Consider the following 17219-nt stretch of genomic DNA (forward strand, 5'->3'; position numbering starts at 1 on the left):
GAGAAGTAATTACTTGCTTTCCCATTTGAAACCGGCCAATCGATTGGCATGCGTTTGCGATCGCTAATCATTCCAATCATCGCGACCACCGTCGTTGCGTTCATCCTGTTCAGGATGTCCTACGGCTATTTCCAGTCCGAGGAACTGACGAAAGCGCAGGGGCGTCTTTCGCTCTACCAAAGCTCGGTTTCAGGTGAATTGGAACGGTTCTCCCATCTGACATACGTGCTGGCGCGTGATCCGTTTGTGATCGAAACCGCGAAGGGTGGCGCGACCGATCGCCTGAACCCTCGGATCATGGATTTCGCGTCGCGTGCCGGGCTGGATGCGATTTACTTGATTGATCCGGACGGGCTGACGATTGCCGCCTCCAACTATCAGGAACCAAGCAGTTTCATTGGTCAGAACTATGCGTTCCGGCCTTACTTCCAAGATGCACTTTCAGGCGCGCAGGGGCGGTTTTATGCCATCGGGGCGACCACGGGTCTGCCGGGGTATTTCATCGCGGATGCGGTTCGTGATGTGTCGGGCCAGATTTTGGGCGTGCTGGCGATCAAGATCAACCTGACAGGGCTTGAAGAAAACTGGATTGGGTCTGGCGAACGGGTGTTCTTGGCGAATAAGGACGGGGTTGTCTTGTTGGCGTCGGATCCGTCGTGGCGCTATCGGGTGTTGTCGCCGCTATCGCCCGAGCGGCGGCAGGAGATCGTGGATGCGCGGCAGTTTTCAGGGCAGGATTTGGCGCTGCTGGACTGGTCGGCGCTTGCCGATCAACGCGCGCGGATCGGCGGTTCGGAACACCTGCATTTGGTGGCGGATGATCTGCCACACGGGTGGCAGTTGCATTTCTTTGCAAGCGACGTTCAGGCGCTTACGCGGGCGTGGCTGGTCACGGCCATCGCGATGATCCTGGCCGCCGTTGCCTTTATCCTATTCCAGATCCAACGCGCGCGCCGCGTCGACGCCGAGCTTCGCCGATCCGAGCGGGAAGAGGCCGATCTGCGGCAGGCGAACGAACGGCTGGCCACGGAAATCACCGAACGCATGACCGCCGAGCGTCGTTTGAAGCGGACTCAGAACGAGCTTGAAAGCGCAAGCCGGCTGGCTGCTCTTGGACGGCTGGCGGCATCCGTAACGCATGAGTTAGGGCAGCCCATTGCGGCCATGCGCAACCACCTTGTGGCCGCCGAGATCGGTAGCGGTGGGGGAAACAAGCTGACCACGGATATCGGCGGCTTGGTGGACCGGATGGAAGGCATCACACGGCAGCTGAAGTTCTTCGCCAGCTCGGACGCCGAGGCCTTCAAAGAACTAGACCTGCGTGATGCGATCAAAATGTCACTCGATCTTGTTGCGCCAAACATTCAACAGATCGGGGCCAAGGTGGCGTTGGATCTGCCGACAGATCCGGTGCTTATTCGCGGCATACGCTTGCGGGTTGAACAGGTCATGACCAACCTTCTGCGTAACGCCTTGGATGCCAGCGAAGACCGCTCTGCCCCCAGACTTACGATTAGGGCGGGGATATCCGGCACCGACGCGTGGGTCGAGATCGAGGATAACGGGCACGGCATCGGCTCGGCCACCTTGGAGGACCTGAAAGAACCCTTCGTCACCACGCGCGAAAGCGGGCGCGGGATGGGGTTGGGTCTGGCGATTTCCGCCAGCATCGTGAAAGATCACGAGGGCCAGATGACTGCGCGAAATGTCGACCCAGAAGGGGCGGTTTTCCGTGTAACCTTCCCCCATGCCCCCCTTGAAGAGGATCAAATCTGATGGCGGACACGCGCCCCTTTAGCGTTTTGATTGTCGATGACGACAAAGCCATGCGCCAATCCCTTGTGGACCTTCTGACCGCAGCGGGCTGGCAGGCTGAGGCGACGTCTCGCGCGGCGCAGGTCTCATCAAAACTGGCGGATGCCCCCCCGGATGTAATCTTGTCGGATGTTCAGATGCCCGGCATGAGCGGGCTGGAGCTCTTGAACTCTTTGGATTTGGAAACAGCCCCGCCGCTTGTGTTGATCTCGGCCCATGGGGACATTCCCATGGCCGTTCAGGCGATGCAGGACGGGGCCTATAGCTTTGTCGAAAAGCCCTATGAACCGCGCCGCCTGTTGCGCATCCTGTCCCATGCGGCCGAACAGAACCGGATGCGGCGCGACAATGCGCGGCTGAAGGATCGCCTGATGCGGTTATCGGGGTTGGATCGCGTTCTGCTGGGGCAAACGGACGAGGTTGCGACGCTGCGCGAAGATGTGATGGCATTGGCCGACATTGGGGCTAGCGTTCTGATCACCGGGGAAACCGGAACCGGGAAAGAACTGGTGGCCCAGGCGCTGCACGATCTGGGCGGTGACGGCCAGACACCCTTTCTGGCGCTGAACTGCGCCGCGCTGTCCCCGGACACGTTCGAGGCCGAGATGTTCGGGGTCGCGGGTGAACGCGAAGGCCGATTGACCGCCGCAACAGGCGGCACCCTGTTTCTGGACGAAGTCTGCGCCTGCCCCCTTGCCGTGCAGGCCAAGCTGCTGCGCGTACTGGAAGACAAACAGGTGCTGCCCGTGGGGGCGACGCAAACGGTGACGACCGAATTCCGCGTGATCTCGGCCACCAGCGAAGATGTGGCGGCGGCGGTGAAAGAAGGGCGTCTGCGACAGGACTTCTTGTTCCGCATCAACACCGTCGTGCTGACTGTGCCATCCTTGCGGCAGCGCAGGGACGACATAGCCCTGCTGGCGCGTCATTTTTTGGATGACTACGCCAAGATTTACGAACTGGCCGTCCCTGCCCTGACCCCGGACGATTTGGCAGCACTTCTGGCCCATGACTGGCCCGGCAATGTGCGCGAGTTGCGCAATGTGTGCGAGCGTCGGGTACTGGCCGCGCGGCGGGGTGGTGGCTCGATGACTCAGGCCATCGAGGCCGATCAGCATCTGGATGACATTCCCGGCACCCTGCGCGAAGCCGTGGCCGCCTTCGAACGCGAGCTGATCGGGAAGGCCATTCAGGCCCATGAAGGCCGCATGGATGCCGCTGCCGAGGCGCTTGGGATCGGGCGTCGGACGTTGAACGAAAAGATCGTAAAACTGGGCCTCGACAAGGACGCATTGCTCTAGTCCATTTGCCCTGCGGATTTCCGCAGGGCTGGTCCGGCAGCGCAGGCAATTTCTCTCATAGCCAGACAGGATCGCGGAGCGGATACTGTGCCCACAAATTCGCGATTTCTGGGAGGAATACCATGCGATCGACTTTCAAAGGCGCTGCCCTTGCAGCGCTGTCTCTGACTATTGCCAGCGAAGCATTCGCTACGGATTGGAACGTATCTCTGTGGGGCAAGCGTCGCGCATTCACCGAGCACGTTGAGAAACTGGCCGAGCTGGTCAGCGAAAAAACCAACGGCGAGTTCACCCTGAACCTCAGCTATGGTGGCCTGTCCAAGAACCGGGAAAATCTGGACGGCATCTCGATCGAAGCATTCGAGATGGCCCAGTTCTGCGCGGGCTATCACCGCGACAAGAACCCTTCGATCACCGTGCTGGAACTTCCGTTTCTGGGTGTAAGCTCGCTTGAACAAGAGATTGCGCTGTCCATGGCAGTCTACAACCACCCGGCCACGCAAGCCGACATGGCGCGCTGGAACGCAACGCTTCTGATGCCTTCGCCCCTGCCGCAATATAACATCGTTGGTGCAGGTGACGCACCTGCGACCTTGGCAGACTTCGAAGGTCTGACCGTGCGCGCAACCGGCGGCATCGGCAAAGCCATGGAAACCATCGGCGCTGTTCCGACGTCGATGTCGGCCTCCGAAGTGCGTCAGGCAATGGATAGCGGCGTGGTCAAGGCTGTCAGCTTTGCCCCCCACGCCCACATGTCCTATGGCACGATTGAAAACGCCACCTGGTGGACCACAAACCTGAACCCCGGCACCGTGAACTGCCCGGTTGTTGTGAACTCGGACGCGCTGGCCAACCTGTCGGACGAACACCGTGACGCTCTGTTGGGGTCGGTTGACGAGGCACTGGCCCATTATGTTGACAACTACAACAACAAGACCATGGTCGCGTGGGGACCCGCCCTAGACGAAAAGGGCATCCAGCAGGTCACCTTCTCGGATGACGAGATTGCCGCCTTCCGCGACGCCGCCGCCGCCCCGGCCGCCGAGGCGTGGATCGCAGACAACACCGCCCGTGGGCTGCCCGCACAAGAACTTTACGATCTTGTCACCGGTATGATTGCCAACGGCAGCTAAACCCATCGCCCTGCGCCCCATCGGCGCAGGGCATCCTTTTTTCGAACGGAGTGGCGCCATGGCCGGGTCTTCCCTTGTTCTGACCGACGACAGTGTACTCAGCCGCATTGACCAGAAGCTCTATCGCGTCGAGGGCGCACTGGCGCTGATCAGCGGGCTTGCAGTCTTTTCTTTGATGATCTTGGCGGTCGTGTCCGTCAGCGGGCGCAACTTCGCCAACCAGCCTTTGCCGGGCTATATCGACTGGATCGAGCAGGCCATGCCACTGATTGCGTTCATGGGCATTTCATTCACACAACGTGATGGCGGGCATATCCGCATGGACATGCTGGTGGGCGCGCTTCGTGGCCGCAGCCTCTATCTGGTCGAGCTGATCACGACGCTGATCATTCTTGCCCTGATGTTGCTTCTGGTCTGGGGCAGTTGGGCGCATTTCGACCGCAGTTTCGACTTCGCCGCACCCCTGTGGAGCCGCGACAGCTCGGTCGATATTTCACTGCCGCTGTGGCCGGCGAAGCTTCTGGCTCCTGTTGCGTTTTCCGTCCTGTGCCTGCGCCTTCTACTGCAAGTCTGGGCATATTCACGCGCGCTGATCACCGGAATGGCCTCCCCAATTGCTGTTCCTCTAATCGCAGATGCTGCCAAGCAGGCCGCGATGGAAGCCGAGCACGTCTCAGGCAACGACGCTTAAGGATACTGGTATGGAACCGATTGAAATTGGCCTCGTCGTCTCGGGCGGCCTTCTTGTTCTTGTCATTCTGGGAATGCGCGTGGCCTTTGCGGCTGCCACGGCCGGGATGATCGGGTTGATCTGGATCTTCTGGGCCAAGTTTGGCTACGACCCGGCCCGTTTTGGCAAGGCGATGACCATTGCGGTCAAAACGGCAGGTCAGGTGCCGCATTCCAAGATCTCAAGTCAGGCGCTCAGCCTGATCCCTACCTTCATCCTGATTGGCTATCTGGCGTACTACGCAGGCCTGACGAAAGCCCTATTCGAGGCCGCAAAGCGGTGGCTCGCGTGGGTGCCCGGCGGGTTGGCCGTGTCGACCGTCTTTGCGACCGCAGGGTTTGCGGCTGTGTCCGGCGCGTCGGTCGCGACCTCGGCGGTGTTTGCCCGGATCGCCATCCCCGAGATGCTGAAGATCGGCTACAACAAACAGTTCGCGGCAGGCGTCGTGGCTGCCGGCGGCACGCTCGCCTCGCTGATCCCGCCCTCGGCCATTCTGGTGATCTACGCCATCATCGTGGAACAGGACGTGGGCAAGCTCTTGCTGGCGGGATTCATTCCCGGCGCGTTCTCGGCCGTGATCTACGGTGCGTTGATTATCGGTATGGCGGTGGTGATCAAAGACTTTGGCCCTCCGGTAAAAGGCTTCACTTGGAAAGAGCGTTTTGTCTCGCTTCCCCCTGCCCTGCCGATCCTTGTCGTGGTCCTGACCATCATCCTGTTCGTCTATAACCCGTTTGGCGGCGAAGCATGGGGCACTCCCACCGAAGGTGGCGCAATAGGAGCCTTCGTCGTGTTCCTGATGGCGCTCTATCGTGGGATGCGTTGGGCGCAGTTGAAAGACGCGCTTCTGGAAACCGCCAAGCTCAGCGTGATGATCTTCACGATCATCTGGGGCGTGCTGATCTATGTCCGCTTCCTTGGTTTTGCCGAACTTCCGGCCGCGTTCTCGGACTGGATCACATCGCTGACCATGTCGCCGATGCTGATCCTTATCTGCATCCTTCTGGCCTACGCAGTCTTGGGGATGTTCATGGACGCCATCGGAATGCTGCTGCTGACCCTGCCTGTGGTTTATCCCGCCATCATGGCCCTGAATGGGGGCGAGTTTGTCTCTGCCGCTGACAGCACCTTCGGAATGTCCGGGCCGATGTGCGCGATCTGGTTCGGGATCCTTGTGGTGAAAATGGCCGAGTTCTGCCTGATCACACCGCCCATCGGATTGAACTGCTTCGTCGTGGCTGGCGTGCGCGATGACCTGAGCGTGCAGGACGTGTTCAAAGGCGTCACGCCCTTCTTCATCGCAGACGCGATCACCATCGCGCTTCTGGTGGCATTCCCCGCAATCGTGCTGTGGCTGCCGGGACAAGTCTGAGGATGAATTGAACGGCAGAGTGACCGGGTTTTCCGGTTCTGCCGTTCACTTGCACTTTGCTGGCACCAAACCCGGCCGGCACAATTGCCCCAAAGCGTGATCACTCAGCCATATTCAAACGTACCCGGATATCGTGTTCGTGAGACAATGGAATGGACCATTGTTGCAAGCGTCGTCAAATCTGCGACCGGCAAGCCCAGTTGCTTTTGCAGGGCGTGCGCGTAGGGCGGCAGGTCGGTACACTCCAGAACGATTGAGGTCACATCTGGTGAGTTTTTCAGAAGCATCTGACCGACGCTAATCAGTTCGGCCATGACTTTTTCCTGATCCAAATCGGTCCGTTTGCTGTGCAGGATGACATCCGAGAATTCAGGCTGATCCTCCATTCCCGCCACAGCGACCGGAATGCCCCCCGCGCCAACCGCTTGGAAATGGGCCTCGGTCAAGGCCGATGCGCGGGCTGTGATCACGCCAACCTTGCCGCGTCCGCCAGCCATCTGATGCATCAAGGGGATCTGGATCAGGCTGGACGAAAACACCGGGATCGACACCTGCGCAGCCAATTCCTTTTGATAAAGTGCCATGAAGCCACAGCTTCCGGTAATCGCGGCACAGCCTGCGGCCTCCAGTTCTTTCGCCGCATCGAGAAACGGGGTGAAGAACTCCAAACTGGGACGATCCAATAGCTCGGCGATGGTGGTGCCCCTAACTACGGATTTGCGGATCGGAAAGGGCAAGCTGCTGGCACAACGGATATGCCCCGGCGGTTTGGCAAAATGGGTGTCCAGGCACAAAAGGCCAATGGTTGGCTCTGTCATGTCAGCTCTCCTCGTAGTGTTATTTGGCGCGCGTAAATCGGTTGGTCCGGTAGGGGCGGCAATCGATGTTGGGCGACGTGTCTGTCAGCATCTCGGCGAGCAACTCACCGGTTTTCGGAGCCATCATCAGACCGTAGTGAGAATGGCCAAACCCTGCGAAAAGCCCGGGCAGTGCATCGAATTCTCCGATCATTGGCAAGCTGTCTGGAAAAGACGGGCGTCGGCCCATCCAGAACCTTGTTTCTATGGTGTTGAGATCCGGAAACGCCGCTTTGGCCTGCGCCATCATGCGGCTTTTTTTGCTGGGATCTTCACGAGCATCAATCGCGGCAAACTCGGCCTGACCAGCCACGCGTAGCCCGTCTTCCATTGAACTGGCGACGAATTTCGCATCCACATCCATCACCGAGTTCTGCAACTCAACTCCAGCGGCTGGAAACTCGACATGATAACCGCGCTCAACCGCCAAAGGCACCGAGATCCCCAGCGGATTCACCAGTTCCGCCGACCACGCCCCCATGGCGAGGATCACTTTGTTACAACGATAACTCGCGTTCGAACACAGGACCTCCCAGCCTTCGGTCACCCGGCGCAGCGACTGGATATCGTCCCGAAGGATCTCGACCCCCAGCGTTTTGGCCTTCTCGGCCAGAACCGTCATGATCTTGCCTGGCGACAAGGCTCGTGCCTGACCATGGACCAGAACCGCAGCCTTAAACTCACGTGACAGGGCCGGTTCGATCCGGCTCAACTCATCCGCACCGACCAGTTCCAGATCGGCGCCCTTTTCGGCACGAATGCGGTAATCGAGCCCCTGAAGGGCGTCGGGATTTTCGCTGCGAAAGGCATGTACATAGGCGCTGTCCTGCACCAGATGCTCTTGCCCTGTGCCCTGCAGATGACGCCGGTAGAGGTCAATTGACGGCGCGCATAGCGGCTCCATTGCACCGGCGATGTCCTGTACCCGTTGCGTGGTTCCGTTGCGCAGGAAGCTCAGCCCCCACGGGATCATCTTGGGCCAATAGGCCGCGCGGACACTCAGGGGGCGTTGGGGGCCAAACATCAGGCTGGGGATCTTCTTCCAGATGCCCGGCATGGATTGCGGAATGATCGACCAGGGCGAGATCACACCCGCATTGCCAAACGAGGTTTCCTGACCGGGATCTCCGCGATCAATCAACCGCACGGGTTGGCCGCGCTCTGCCAGCGACAGCGCGGTGCACAACCCCACCGCGCCAGCGCCAAGTATCGTAATCGGTTGCGTCATGATCATCAGGCCATGCTTGCCGCGGCTTTGCGACGGTGCATCAGCTGGCTGATGATCGCCGGGCTGGCAATCGCAAGTGCCACAAGGTCTGCCTGAAACGAAGGAGCGATGAAGACCAAACCGGCCGCAGCCAAAAGTAGGCGATAGCCCATCGCCATCGGCGCCAACCAATAGCCGACCACAGCGGCAGACAGGGCGATCACACCGGCGATACAGCTTGTGGCCGTATAGGTGAACTCGACGAAATCAAACCCGGTTGAGGACACGAACAACAGGACCGGCGCATAGACAAAGGCCATCGGCGCCACCACTTTTCCAAGCCCAAGCGAGAACGCGGACATGCCGGTTTTGAACGGGTTGGAGTTCGCGATCGCCGCCGCCGCATAGGCCGAGGTACAGACCGGGGGCGTGATCTCTGCCACGACGCCGTAATAGAGCACAAACATGTGGCTCGCGATTGGCGGAATACCCAGCTGCGCAAGCGCGGGCTGCGCGACCGAGACCAGCATGATGTAAAGCGCGGTGGTGGGCACCCCTGCGCCCATCAGGATACAAGCGATGGCGATGAAGACGAGGCTGATGAACAGCGTCAGATCCTCGACGCTGAACAGTTCGAAACTGCCTAGCGTGAACAGGCCATGCAGATCTCCGCCAAGATTGGCAGCGGCCTGTGTGACCATGAACCCAATGCGGAAACCGACGCCGGTGGTGTTGATCACACCAATCACGATGCCCACGGCAGCCGAGGCCGCCCCGACGGCCAGCGCGTATTTCACGCCCGTCTCCAACGTGTCCGCCATCTCGCTGAGGGTGGTGCGCTGCTGGGGGTTGAAGCTTCCCAAAACGGCACCCCCGATCAGGAGCAAGGACATGGGCAGGTCAAACCCGTCCCCCATGTACTTCCAGATAACGAAGGCAATGAAGGCTGCGGGATAGGCCAGCGTGAACGGGGATTTGATGCGGCTCATCCCGGTGATCAGCGCCAGAGAAATGCCGCAGAAGGCCGACATATAGGGCGTGTAGCCCGAGAAAAGCACCGTCAACAGGCCGACCAGAGGCACCAGATTGGCCCAGCCTTCACGCCAAACATGCGCGAATTTCGGCAGCATATCTTTGGCCATACCCTTCAGGCCCAAGCGGCGGGCCATCAGATGCACTACGGTAAAGACGCCGGTATAGTGCAGAAGGGCCGGGAAGATCGCAGCGATCACGATGGTGGTGTAGGGCACTTCGAGGAACTCGGCCATGATGAAGGCGGCTGCGCCCATGATTGGCGGCGTGATCTGGCCGCCTGCAGACGCAGCAGCCTCGACACCACCTGCAAAGTGGCCGGGATAGCCAAGGCGTTTCATGTTGGGAATGGTCAGTGCGCCAGTGGACACGGTGTTGGCCACCGACGACCCTGAGATCGTGCCGAAGAAGGCAGACGACACGACCGAAACCTTGGCAGGCCCGCCTGTATAGCGTCCGGCCAGAATGGTGGCGTTGTCGATGAAAAGCTGTCCCAAGCCCGTGCGCTGCGCGATCACGCCGAACAGCACGAAGTGGAACACGATGGTCGAGACCACCCAAAGCGTGACCCCAAAGATGCCTTCCTGTGGAAAGTACATCGAGGACACGAAGGTGCGGAACTTGACGCCCGGATGTTGCAGGATGCCCGGAAAGATCGGGCCAAACAGCGCGTAGGCGATGAACACGCAGATGATCAAGGGCAGGATCCAGCCCAGCGTGCGCCGGGCGATGTCCAGAACCAGCACGATCAGAATACAGCCAAACACCATGTCATAGCTGTTGGGATTGCCCATTCGGAAGGTCTGTTCCTCGATCCCCAAGGCGGGGATGCCATGCCAAGCCATGCCGAGATAAAGCGAGGCCGCCACGCCCAAGACCATCAAGAGGATGTCCAGATACGGGACACCGCCCAAACGGAAGGCTCCGTTATTCAGATCAAAGGCGGACTTGGTTTTGATCAGGGGAAAAAGCGCATAGATCAGGATGAAGAGGCCCGACAGGTGCCAGCCCATGTGCCAGAAATCGGGCGGCAGGGCGAAACCCGCCGTCAGATAGTGGTACGAGGCAAAGGCAAGCGCCACATAGCGCAGGAAACGGGCAAACCGGTCAGACACGGCGCGCGTTGCGGCACCTTCGTCGTATTTCTTTTCAATTTCAGCCAGTTCCTCGGCTGAAAGTTCCGGCGTTTCCTTGGGAAGAGCATCGCTCATGGCGTCTGATCCTGCTGTCAATCTTGTAAAAGGTGACACGGGCGGCACCGATCTGTCGAATGCCGCCCGGCCGGTTGTGTTCTGGGGAAGAGGTCAGAACGTTAGTTCAAGGCGCCCGCTTCTTTATAGAACTTCTCGGCGCCCGGATGCAGCGGCACGCCCAAAGCCATGACGCCATCAAGGGCGGTGTCCAGCGTAATCTGCTTGCCCTTGGCATGGCCGTTGTCCAGCAGCTTGCGGGTGTTATCATTCCACAGCGCCTGCGTGATGCCATAGACCAACTCTTCCGAGAGATCCGAGGACACAACCAACAGGGCCGAAACCGCAGGCGTCTTCACGTCATAATCCACGCCTTCATAAACGCCAGCGGGGATTTGCGAGGGGATGTATGCCGGAATGATATCGTTGATCTTGGCAAGGTCGTCATCACTGAAGCTGTGCAACTCCATGCCCTTGGTGGTGGAAAGCTGAACCATGGCCGAAACGGGCCAACCTGCGGCGTAGAAATAGCCATCCAGCTGTCCATCTGCCAGACGTTCTGCCGATTGGCTGTTGTTCAGCTCGGCCTCATCCATGTTGTCACGGGTCACACCCCATGCGTTCAACATTTGCAGAACCGCCACCTGCGTGCCGGACCCTGCCTGCGCGATACCAACGCGCTTTCCCTCAAGGGCACTTAGATCCGCCAAAGATTTGCCCTTGGGCAGCACCAAGTGCAGGTCTTCGGGATACAGGTTGGCAACGATGCGCAGCTTGGGGTGCGGCTTGCCGTCAAACTTGCCTTCACCCAGATACATGGAGCGGGTCACGTCGGCAGCAGCCATACCGGCCTCGAGTTCACCATTCTGCACGGCCGTGTTGTTGAACACCGACGCGGTGGTGGACTGTGCGATCGCGATCAGGCCCGGCACGCCACACTGGCCACCTTGGTCGCAGGGACGCGAGCCCGGAGGGCTGGAAATACCGTTGGCAATGGTGCCGCCGATCGGGAAGTAAGTACCACCCGCGCTTCCGGTGCCGATCCGGAAAAAGCTGGGATCCTGCGCATAGGCCGATCCGGTCATCACAGATGCGGCCAGCACCGCACCACCGAGACATTTCATGAGTGTCATTATTCGCTCCTGTTGGTCGTTCCCAAGGGCTGAAAGTCTGCCCGCCGGGTCTTCGCTGAAATTATTCAATCAGCATGCTGCACGGATTAAATAAAAACAAATTTGAATAGTTTGAGCTTTTCAAAGTTTTGCTTATACATTGACAAAACATCAGGATCATCCTTGCAACGGGTTGGAGACGCTCATGAATTTATCGCAGCTGACTGCCTTTCGGGCGGTGATGGAGTCCGCATCACTCTCGGAAGCGGCGGAAAAGTTGGGCAGAACACAACCTGCGGTAAGTCTGGCCATTCGATCCTTGGAAGATACCTTAGGGCTGAAACTGTTCGAACGGCGCGGGCGGCAGCTGTTGCCCGTCCCCGAGGCGCACTATCTGCATGCAGAATCGGATGATATCCTGAACCATTTGGCGAATGTGGCCGACACGATGAAAAGCCTGATCAACGGGCAAAGCGGCAGCCTGAACGTAGCCTCGATGCCCGGGCCGTCGAACTATCTGTTCCCGCGCTACATCAGCCGTGTGATTGGCGAGACCCCAGAGGTCCGCATTTCGCTTTCATCCCGAACCTCACCGCAGATCCGCGAGCTGGCGGCGACCCAGGGGTTGGATTTCGGCTTTGCCGACATGATCGGGCGCGAAGCGTCGACAACGACATTTCGTCAGGAAACGATCTCGGCTGACTGTTTTTGTGCCATGCCCAAGGATCACGAACTTGCCGCGAAAGACGAGATTGACTGGCAGGATCTGGATAATCTTCCGTTGGGGCTTTTGCAGTCCACCCATCACTCGCATCAGAAAACCGTAAAAGCGCTGAACGACGTGGGCTGCAATGCCAATGTCGTGATGGATTGCCAGTTCTTCCTCCCAATCATGCCCTTCATCAGCGCCGGTCATTGCCTGTCTGTGGTCGACCCCCTTACGGCGGTGACTGAGAAATCGATCAATCTAAGCGATGGACACGTGGTGTTTCGCAGAATGAGAGAGGGGTTTCGCTACAGCTATACCATCGTATCCCCGATCTTCCGGCCCATGTCGCAGCTTGCCCATATGGTGAAAGACGGCTGGCGTGCCGAAGTCATGGAGTTGCTGTCGGACGTGGGCGCCAACCCCAGCTTCACGCCAGCGGATCCGATGTGAAACCCGCCATCTCTCCATCATACGTTCCGTCTGACACCAAGCCAGCCTAACCGTTCCCAGACTTCCACCCCCCCCAACCTAGACGGACAATCTTTGCTGGGACACAAAGGCGCTGCACACACCACGACGGACCTGAACATGCACCGGGAAAATCCTGCCTTGACAGGTATTGGGCGGAAAATCGCACGCCCAACCAACACATATAGATTTCGAGATGTGAACATAGTAATGCCTAAATCCACACCTAGAAATAGTGACAATGCGATCTAATCCGTTGAAACAACACTAATCGAGCATAAGTTCCAGCCCAACATTCCAATGCCACCTTAAGGAGACCAGTATGACTTTGCCTAAAACTCTGAAGCCCCTTTTGCTTTTGGTGCTCTCGCTTATCGCGCCGATGGCAATGGCAGATGTGACCTGCAAGGGCGACTGGCAACGCGCGGCTTTAACCAATTATGAAAGCTACCCCGATCCGGGAAGTGTTGAATGCGTCAAGTACAACGGCTGCAAATGGGCAGGCCAATTTTACGGTGTGCGCGGCAAGAAATCCGAAAGCTGGGTGGCCAGCAAAAATATCGCCGCTGTCCACCAAAAGGACTGGCGGCGTCTTGGTGGAAAACACCTACGCCTGCGCCAAGGCAACCGCGAGATCGTTGTTCAGGTGCTCGACCTGTGCGCCGATTCTGACTGCAACGGTTGCTGCACGAAAAATCTGGGCGGCGACGGATTTTTGATCGACATCGAAAAATTCACGATGGGGCGCTTTGGATCAGGCTCTGGCACAGTCGATTTTCAGGTGTGCAGTTAAACCTGCCCGCCTTGGTCATTCGCAGCCTTATCTACGTGAACAACGCGCGCCTGCGTCCTTGAAAGCTCGAGCGCGCTTTTCAGATCGATCGACGACGTGCGCGTGATCTTGCGCCACCCGGTAAAGCGCCCGGTGACCGCACGCGTGATCGAGCGCAGGGCCACCATCCAATAAATTTGACGATAGAAGAACCTTTGGGTCAGAACCCATGGCAACAGGCGCTTATCCTCTTTGGGTTCAAGTCCAAACGCGATGGTCGCCAGAACAAGGTCTGAAAGCAGATAGGCCACATACCCGATTGCAACCAGTATGGACGAGCTTTGAAGGGCCGCCCGCGAGCTGTCGGACAGAAGATCGACCAGCGCAAACAGATTGAAGATCATCACGAGGTCCGCAATAGGCGCAAACAGGGAAAATACGGCACCAAACAGGAACAGATCGGGGATCGACACCAATCCCACGGCGCGCCGCTCGAAAAACGCGCCTTTGTGTTTCCACGCAATTTGCAGCATTCCGAAATGCCAACGCAACCTTTGGCGCATCCATTGGCGGATGGTTTCCGGTGCCTCTGTAAACGCGTGCGCAGCTGGTTCGAATATAACCTTGAAATCGCGGCGAATGACCGAGACCGTCAGATCCGCATCCTCGACAAGTGTTTGGGTCGTGTATCCGCCTGCCGAGATCACGACCTCGGTGCGCCACGCCCCGATGGATCCGGGCACCACCATGATCCCGTTCAACACCTCGTAGGCACGACGGTCCAAATTCTGCGCAGATATATATTCGATGGCCTGCAAACGCGTAATAAGGTTTCGCCGATTTCCGACTTTGACATTCCCCGCGACCGCGCCAACCTCGGCGTCATTGAAATGCTTGACCAACTTTCCGACTGCCTCGGGCGCGATGATCGTATCTGCATCAATGGCGACGAAGACAGGTGTGTCGATGTACCGAATGCCGTTGTTCAGTGCCTCGGCCTTGCCTTGGTTGTCCTGACGGATCAGGCGCACACGCGGGTCAGAGCCGAAATGGTCGCGGACGACCTGCGCAGTATTGTCGGTCGAGCCGTCGTCAATCACGACCACCTGAGCGATCGGGTAGGTTGACTGGAGCACCGATGTCACCGACTTCACAATCACCGTTTCTTCGCAAAAGGCGGGAATAAGAACCGATACCGGCAAGACCGGGTCGCCGCCCTTGTGCACCCGCCGTTCCTTGATCAGCGCCAACACCAAGACGGTCAGCGACCGGAACACACCCGCGGCAATCAATACGAAAAACGCGGCTGTGACGGCAGATTTCAGACTGCGGATCAGCAAGAACGACAGGCCGCTCATCTGATCGCTTTTTTCCACCAGTCGCGCCGGCTGAAGGCGGCTGTTATGGCCGGCGACGTCTGCAATCGACACGATGGAAATCCCGGCATCTTCGAGCGACTGAATGATCATCGGCAGCGCCTCGACCGTTTGTTCACGATCCCCGCCCGCATCATGCAACAAGACAACATTGCCCTGACCGGCCATGGCCCGCCCCGTCACGGTCTCCGCAATCTTCTCGGCGCCCGGCCGCGTCCAATCGGTCGAGTCGATCTCGATCCCGACGACCACATAGTTCTCATCCGACAACAGACTCAGAACCCGCGCTTCATTCGGCGTCTCAGGGTTCTCATCAAACCCATAGGGCGCGCGAAACAGGTTTGTGCCTTGCCCGGAAACGCTTTCGATCAGCTCTTGCGAGGCATGCAGCTCGAGCCTGAGACGAAGGTTTGAAACCTCGGCAATGTTAGGGTGGAAGAACGTGTGCACGCCCAGCTCATGCCCCTCGTCCACAATTCGGCGCGCGATCTCGGGGTTCTGCTGAACCCGCGTACCAATCACAAAGAAGACTGCAGGAGCATCGTGTTCCTTCAGAATGTCCAAAATCGCGGGAGTGTATTTTGCGCTGGGTCCGTCGTCGAAGGTTAAGATAACCGATCGTTCCGGCATGGTGCCACTTTGCGTCACCGTAAAGACGCGTGGAAGGTCCAGATAGGTTACCTCGACGATCAGGCCGCTTTCTTGATCCAGCTGCAAGATGCGCCGCCCGGGCGTTGCCGGATTGTGTCCGGTCAAAAACGGACCCGTACCGACATACCGCACATAAGGTGCAGCGCCGACCCTTTGCAGCAAGCCCAGCGCGATCTCGGGTTCTGGCAAACCCGGCGAGAGGATCTTCCAAACACCGGGATCGCCGCCCGAAACGGGCCAAATCGCGATCCCATCCAGATCACCAAGGGGCAGCCGCGATAGCTGGTTATGCGCACTTAATGCGTCCAAGAGCCAAATGTGATGCCGCTGCCCTTTATCATCCAGAAAGCGCACCTCGGTGTTCAAAGCCTGCTGATCCATGCGCAGGGTGCCGCCGTGTTGCAGCGCCGCCTCGGTGACATCAAAATAATTCAGATACTCCGGTTCAGGCCTGGCGCTGATCCAATCCATGCCGAACCCACCAATGGCGATGACCAATTTCTCGGCGGGTAGGTCTTCCAGCAACTGAGATATCTTGGCGTCAAACCATGCCTGTGGCGCCAGTGGCTGGGGGCCGCTGAAGGGGCCCGGCTCGTTGAAGGCAAGAACGACCAGCTTGTCCGCCAGATCAGCTACATTCGGCTGAGCCCAAAGCGCGTGATCGATACCCGCGATAAGACAGCTGTCTTTGCCCACTACATCAAGACCGGCCCGCAACGCTGTCGCAAATCCCATCAGATCTTGCACCGCGACATTGGCGGCACCAGAGAGGTCCACACACAGTCCCTCGGTGTTTTCAGAAACAGCCACCGACGTCAGCGCGGCGATCACATCAGATTGCTTCGCGACCGAGGCAAACACATTCGGTTGCGCACTTCCGGGGGCAACCGCAATCTGGGCAACGGGGAAGAAACCAACCCGGGCTTTATGCGACACCCATAACTCCCGAAGCTTGTCCTTCTGGGGCGCAGGAGGGGCCGTTACCGCACCGGTTGCGCCATCAATCGTGACCCAGTCGGTCATCAGAACATCTATCGCGTCGATATGCGTTCGCGCTTCGACAGCGCCAGCCAGCGACCATGACGGCACAAAAGCATGCACCTTGGCGTCTTGAACGGCATAGGTTTCCTCGGGCAGTATGGTGGCGTCAATAGCATCGGTCCACAGCTGCACCGACAATGCTGTCGCGTCCTCGCCGTTTATCGCTATCTCGCTTGGCGACACGGCGGCATCAGAAACTATCGCTTCGTTTGATGCAGTGCCCCCACCCTGAGGCGGCAATTCGGATCCATAGAGATGGACCATGAACGAGACAAACCAAACCAATGCGAACATCAGGAATACAACCGACAATACGCTGAAAAGAACGAGCCGATGGGACGTCGGATCGAAGAATACCGGCTTCGCCTTCGGTGTATCCTTGTTGTCGTTCGAGCTTTGCAAGTCAGCTACCTGTTTCGCGTCCTATTCTAGGCTGGCGTTGTCATCAGTCTG

12 protein-coding genes are annotated in these 17219 nt (G+C 58.5%); 7 read left to right on the forward strand and 5 right to left on the reverse strand.

All coding sequences use genetic code 11. From position 1 onward, the window contains the following. The first annotated feature begins 48 nt into the window (after positions 1-48). The 5 genes from G0Q00_RS10290 (at position 49) to G0Q00_RS10310 (ending at position 6351) form a co-directional block, all read left to right on the forward strand. Positions 49-1776, forward strand: coding sequence for a cache domain-containing protein (locus G0Q00_RS10290; RefSeq protein WP_163039011.1), 1728 nt, complete (start codon positions 49-51; stop codon positions 1774-1776). Further along, positions 1776-3116 carry a sigma-54 dependent transcriptional regulator gene (locus G0Q00_RS10295; protein WP_163039012.1) on the forward strand — a complete coding sequence of 447 codons (1341 nt, stop codon included), beginning with the start codon at positions 1776-1778 and terminating at the stop codon, positions 3114-3116. The genes G0Q00_RS10290 and G0Q00_RS10295 overlap by 1 nt, the downstream gene beginning before the upstream one ends. 122 nt (positions 3117-3238) lie before the next feature. Next, positions 3239-4249 carry a TRAP transporter substrate-binding protein DctP gene (gene dctP, locus G0Q00_RS10300; protein WP_163039014.1) on the forward strand — a complete coding sequence of 337 codons (1011 nt, stop codon included), beginning with the start codon at positions 3239-3241 and terminating at the stop codon, positions 4247-4249. A gap of 58 nt (positions 4250-4307) precedes the next feature. After that, a complete protein-coding gene (locus G0Q00_RS10305) occupies positions 4308-4940 on the forward strand; it encodes a TRAP transporter small permease subunit (RefSeq protein WP_163039016.1) in 633 nt (210 codons plus the stop codon). A 10-nt stretch (positions 4941-4950) separates the two neighbouring features. Next, positions 4951-6351: a TRAP transporter large permease gene (locus tag G0Q00_RS10310; RefSeq protein WP_163039018.1), complete on the forward strand. Its 1401-nt coding sequence runs from the start codon at positions 4951-4953 to the stop codon at positions 6349-6351. A 104-nt stretch (positions 6352-6455) separates the two neighbouring features. Here the strand turns inward: G0Q00_RS10310 and G0Q00_RS10315 are convergent, their stop codons facing one another. From G0Q00_RS10315 to G0Q00_RS10330, 4 genes are all read right to left on the reverse strand, one after another. After that, positions 6456-7232 carry an aspartate/glutamate racemase family protein gene (locus G0Q00_RS10315; RefSeq protein WP_370458577.1) on the reverse strand — a complete coding sequence of 259 codons (777 nt, stop codon included), beginning with the start codon at positions 7230-7232 and terminating at the stop codon, positions 6456-6458. Beyond that, positions 7189-8436, reverse strand: a complete 1248-nt coding sequence (locus G0Q00_RS10320; protein ID WP_163039022.1) for an FAD-binding oxidoreductase — start codon at positions 8434-8436, stop codon at positions 7189-7191. Before G0Q00_RS10320 ends, G0Q00_RS10315 begins: the two co-directional genes overlap by 44 nt. A 5-nt stretch (positions 8437-8441) precedes the next feature. Next, positions 8442-10658 carry a TRAP transporter permease gene (locus tag G0Q00_RS10325; protein WP_163039024.1) on the reverse strand — a complete coding sequence of 739 codons (2217 nt, stop codon included), beginning with the start codon at positions 10656-10658 and terminating at the stop codon, positions 8442-8444. A gap of 101 nt (positions 10659-10759) precedes the next feature. Next, positions 10760-11770, reverse strand: a complete 1011-nt coding sequence (locus G0Q00_RS10330; protein ID WP_163039026.1) for a TAXI family TRAP transporter solute-binding subunit — start codon at positions 11768-11770, stop codon at positions 10760-10762. A 184-nt stretch (positions 11771-11954) separates the two neighbouring features. On the opposite strand from G0Q00_RS10330, the gene G0Q00_RS10335 reads away from it, so the two are divergent. Both G0Q00_RS10335 and G0Q00_RS10340 read left to right on the forward strand, forming a co-directional pair. Further along, positions 11955-12908, forward strand: a complete 954-nt coding sequence (locus G0Q00_RS10335) for a LysR family transcriptional regulator (protein ID WP_163039028.1) — start codon at positions 11955-11957, stop codon at positions 12906-12908. Positions 12909-13314: 406 nt separating this feature from the next. After that, positions 13315-13719, forward strand: a complete 405-nt coding sequence (locus G0Q00_RS10340) for a hypothetical protein (RefSeq protein ID WP_163039030.1) — start codon at positions 13315-13317, stop codon at positions 13717-13719. Here the strand turns inward: G0Q00_RS10340 and G0Q00_RS16000 are convergent. Continuing rightward, a complete protein-coding gene (locus G0Q00_RS16000; protein ID WP_163039032.1) occupies positions 13716-16949 on the reverse strand; it encodes a polysaccharide deacetylase family protein in 3234 nt (1077 codons plus the stop codon). The genes G0Q00_RS10340 and G0Q00_RS16000 overlap by 4 nt on opposite strands. Between the last annotated feature and the right edge of the window lie 270 nt (positions 16950-17219).

This window comes from Aliiroseovarius sp. PrR006 (assembly GCF_010500215.1).
Classification (GTDB): domain Bacteria; phylum Pseudomonadota; class Alphaproteobacteria; order Rhodobacterales; family Rhodobacteraceae; genus Aliiroseovarius.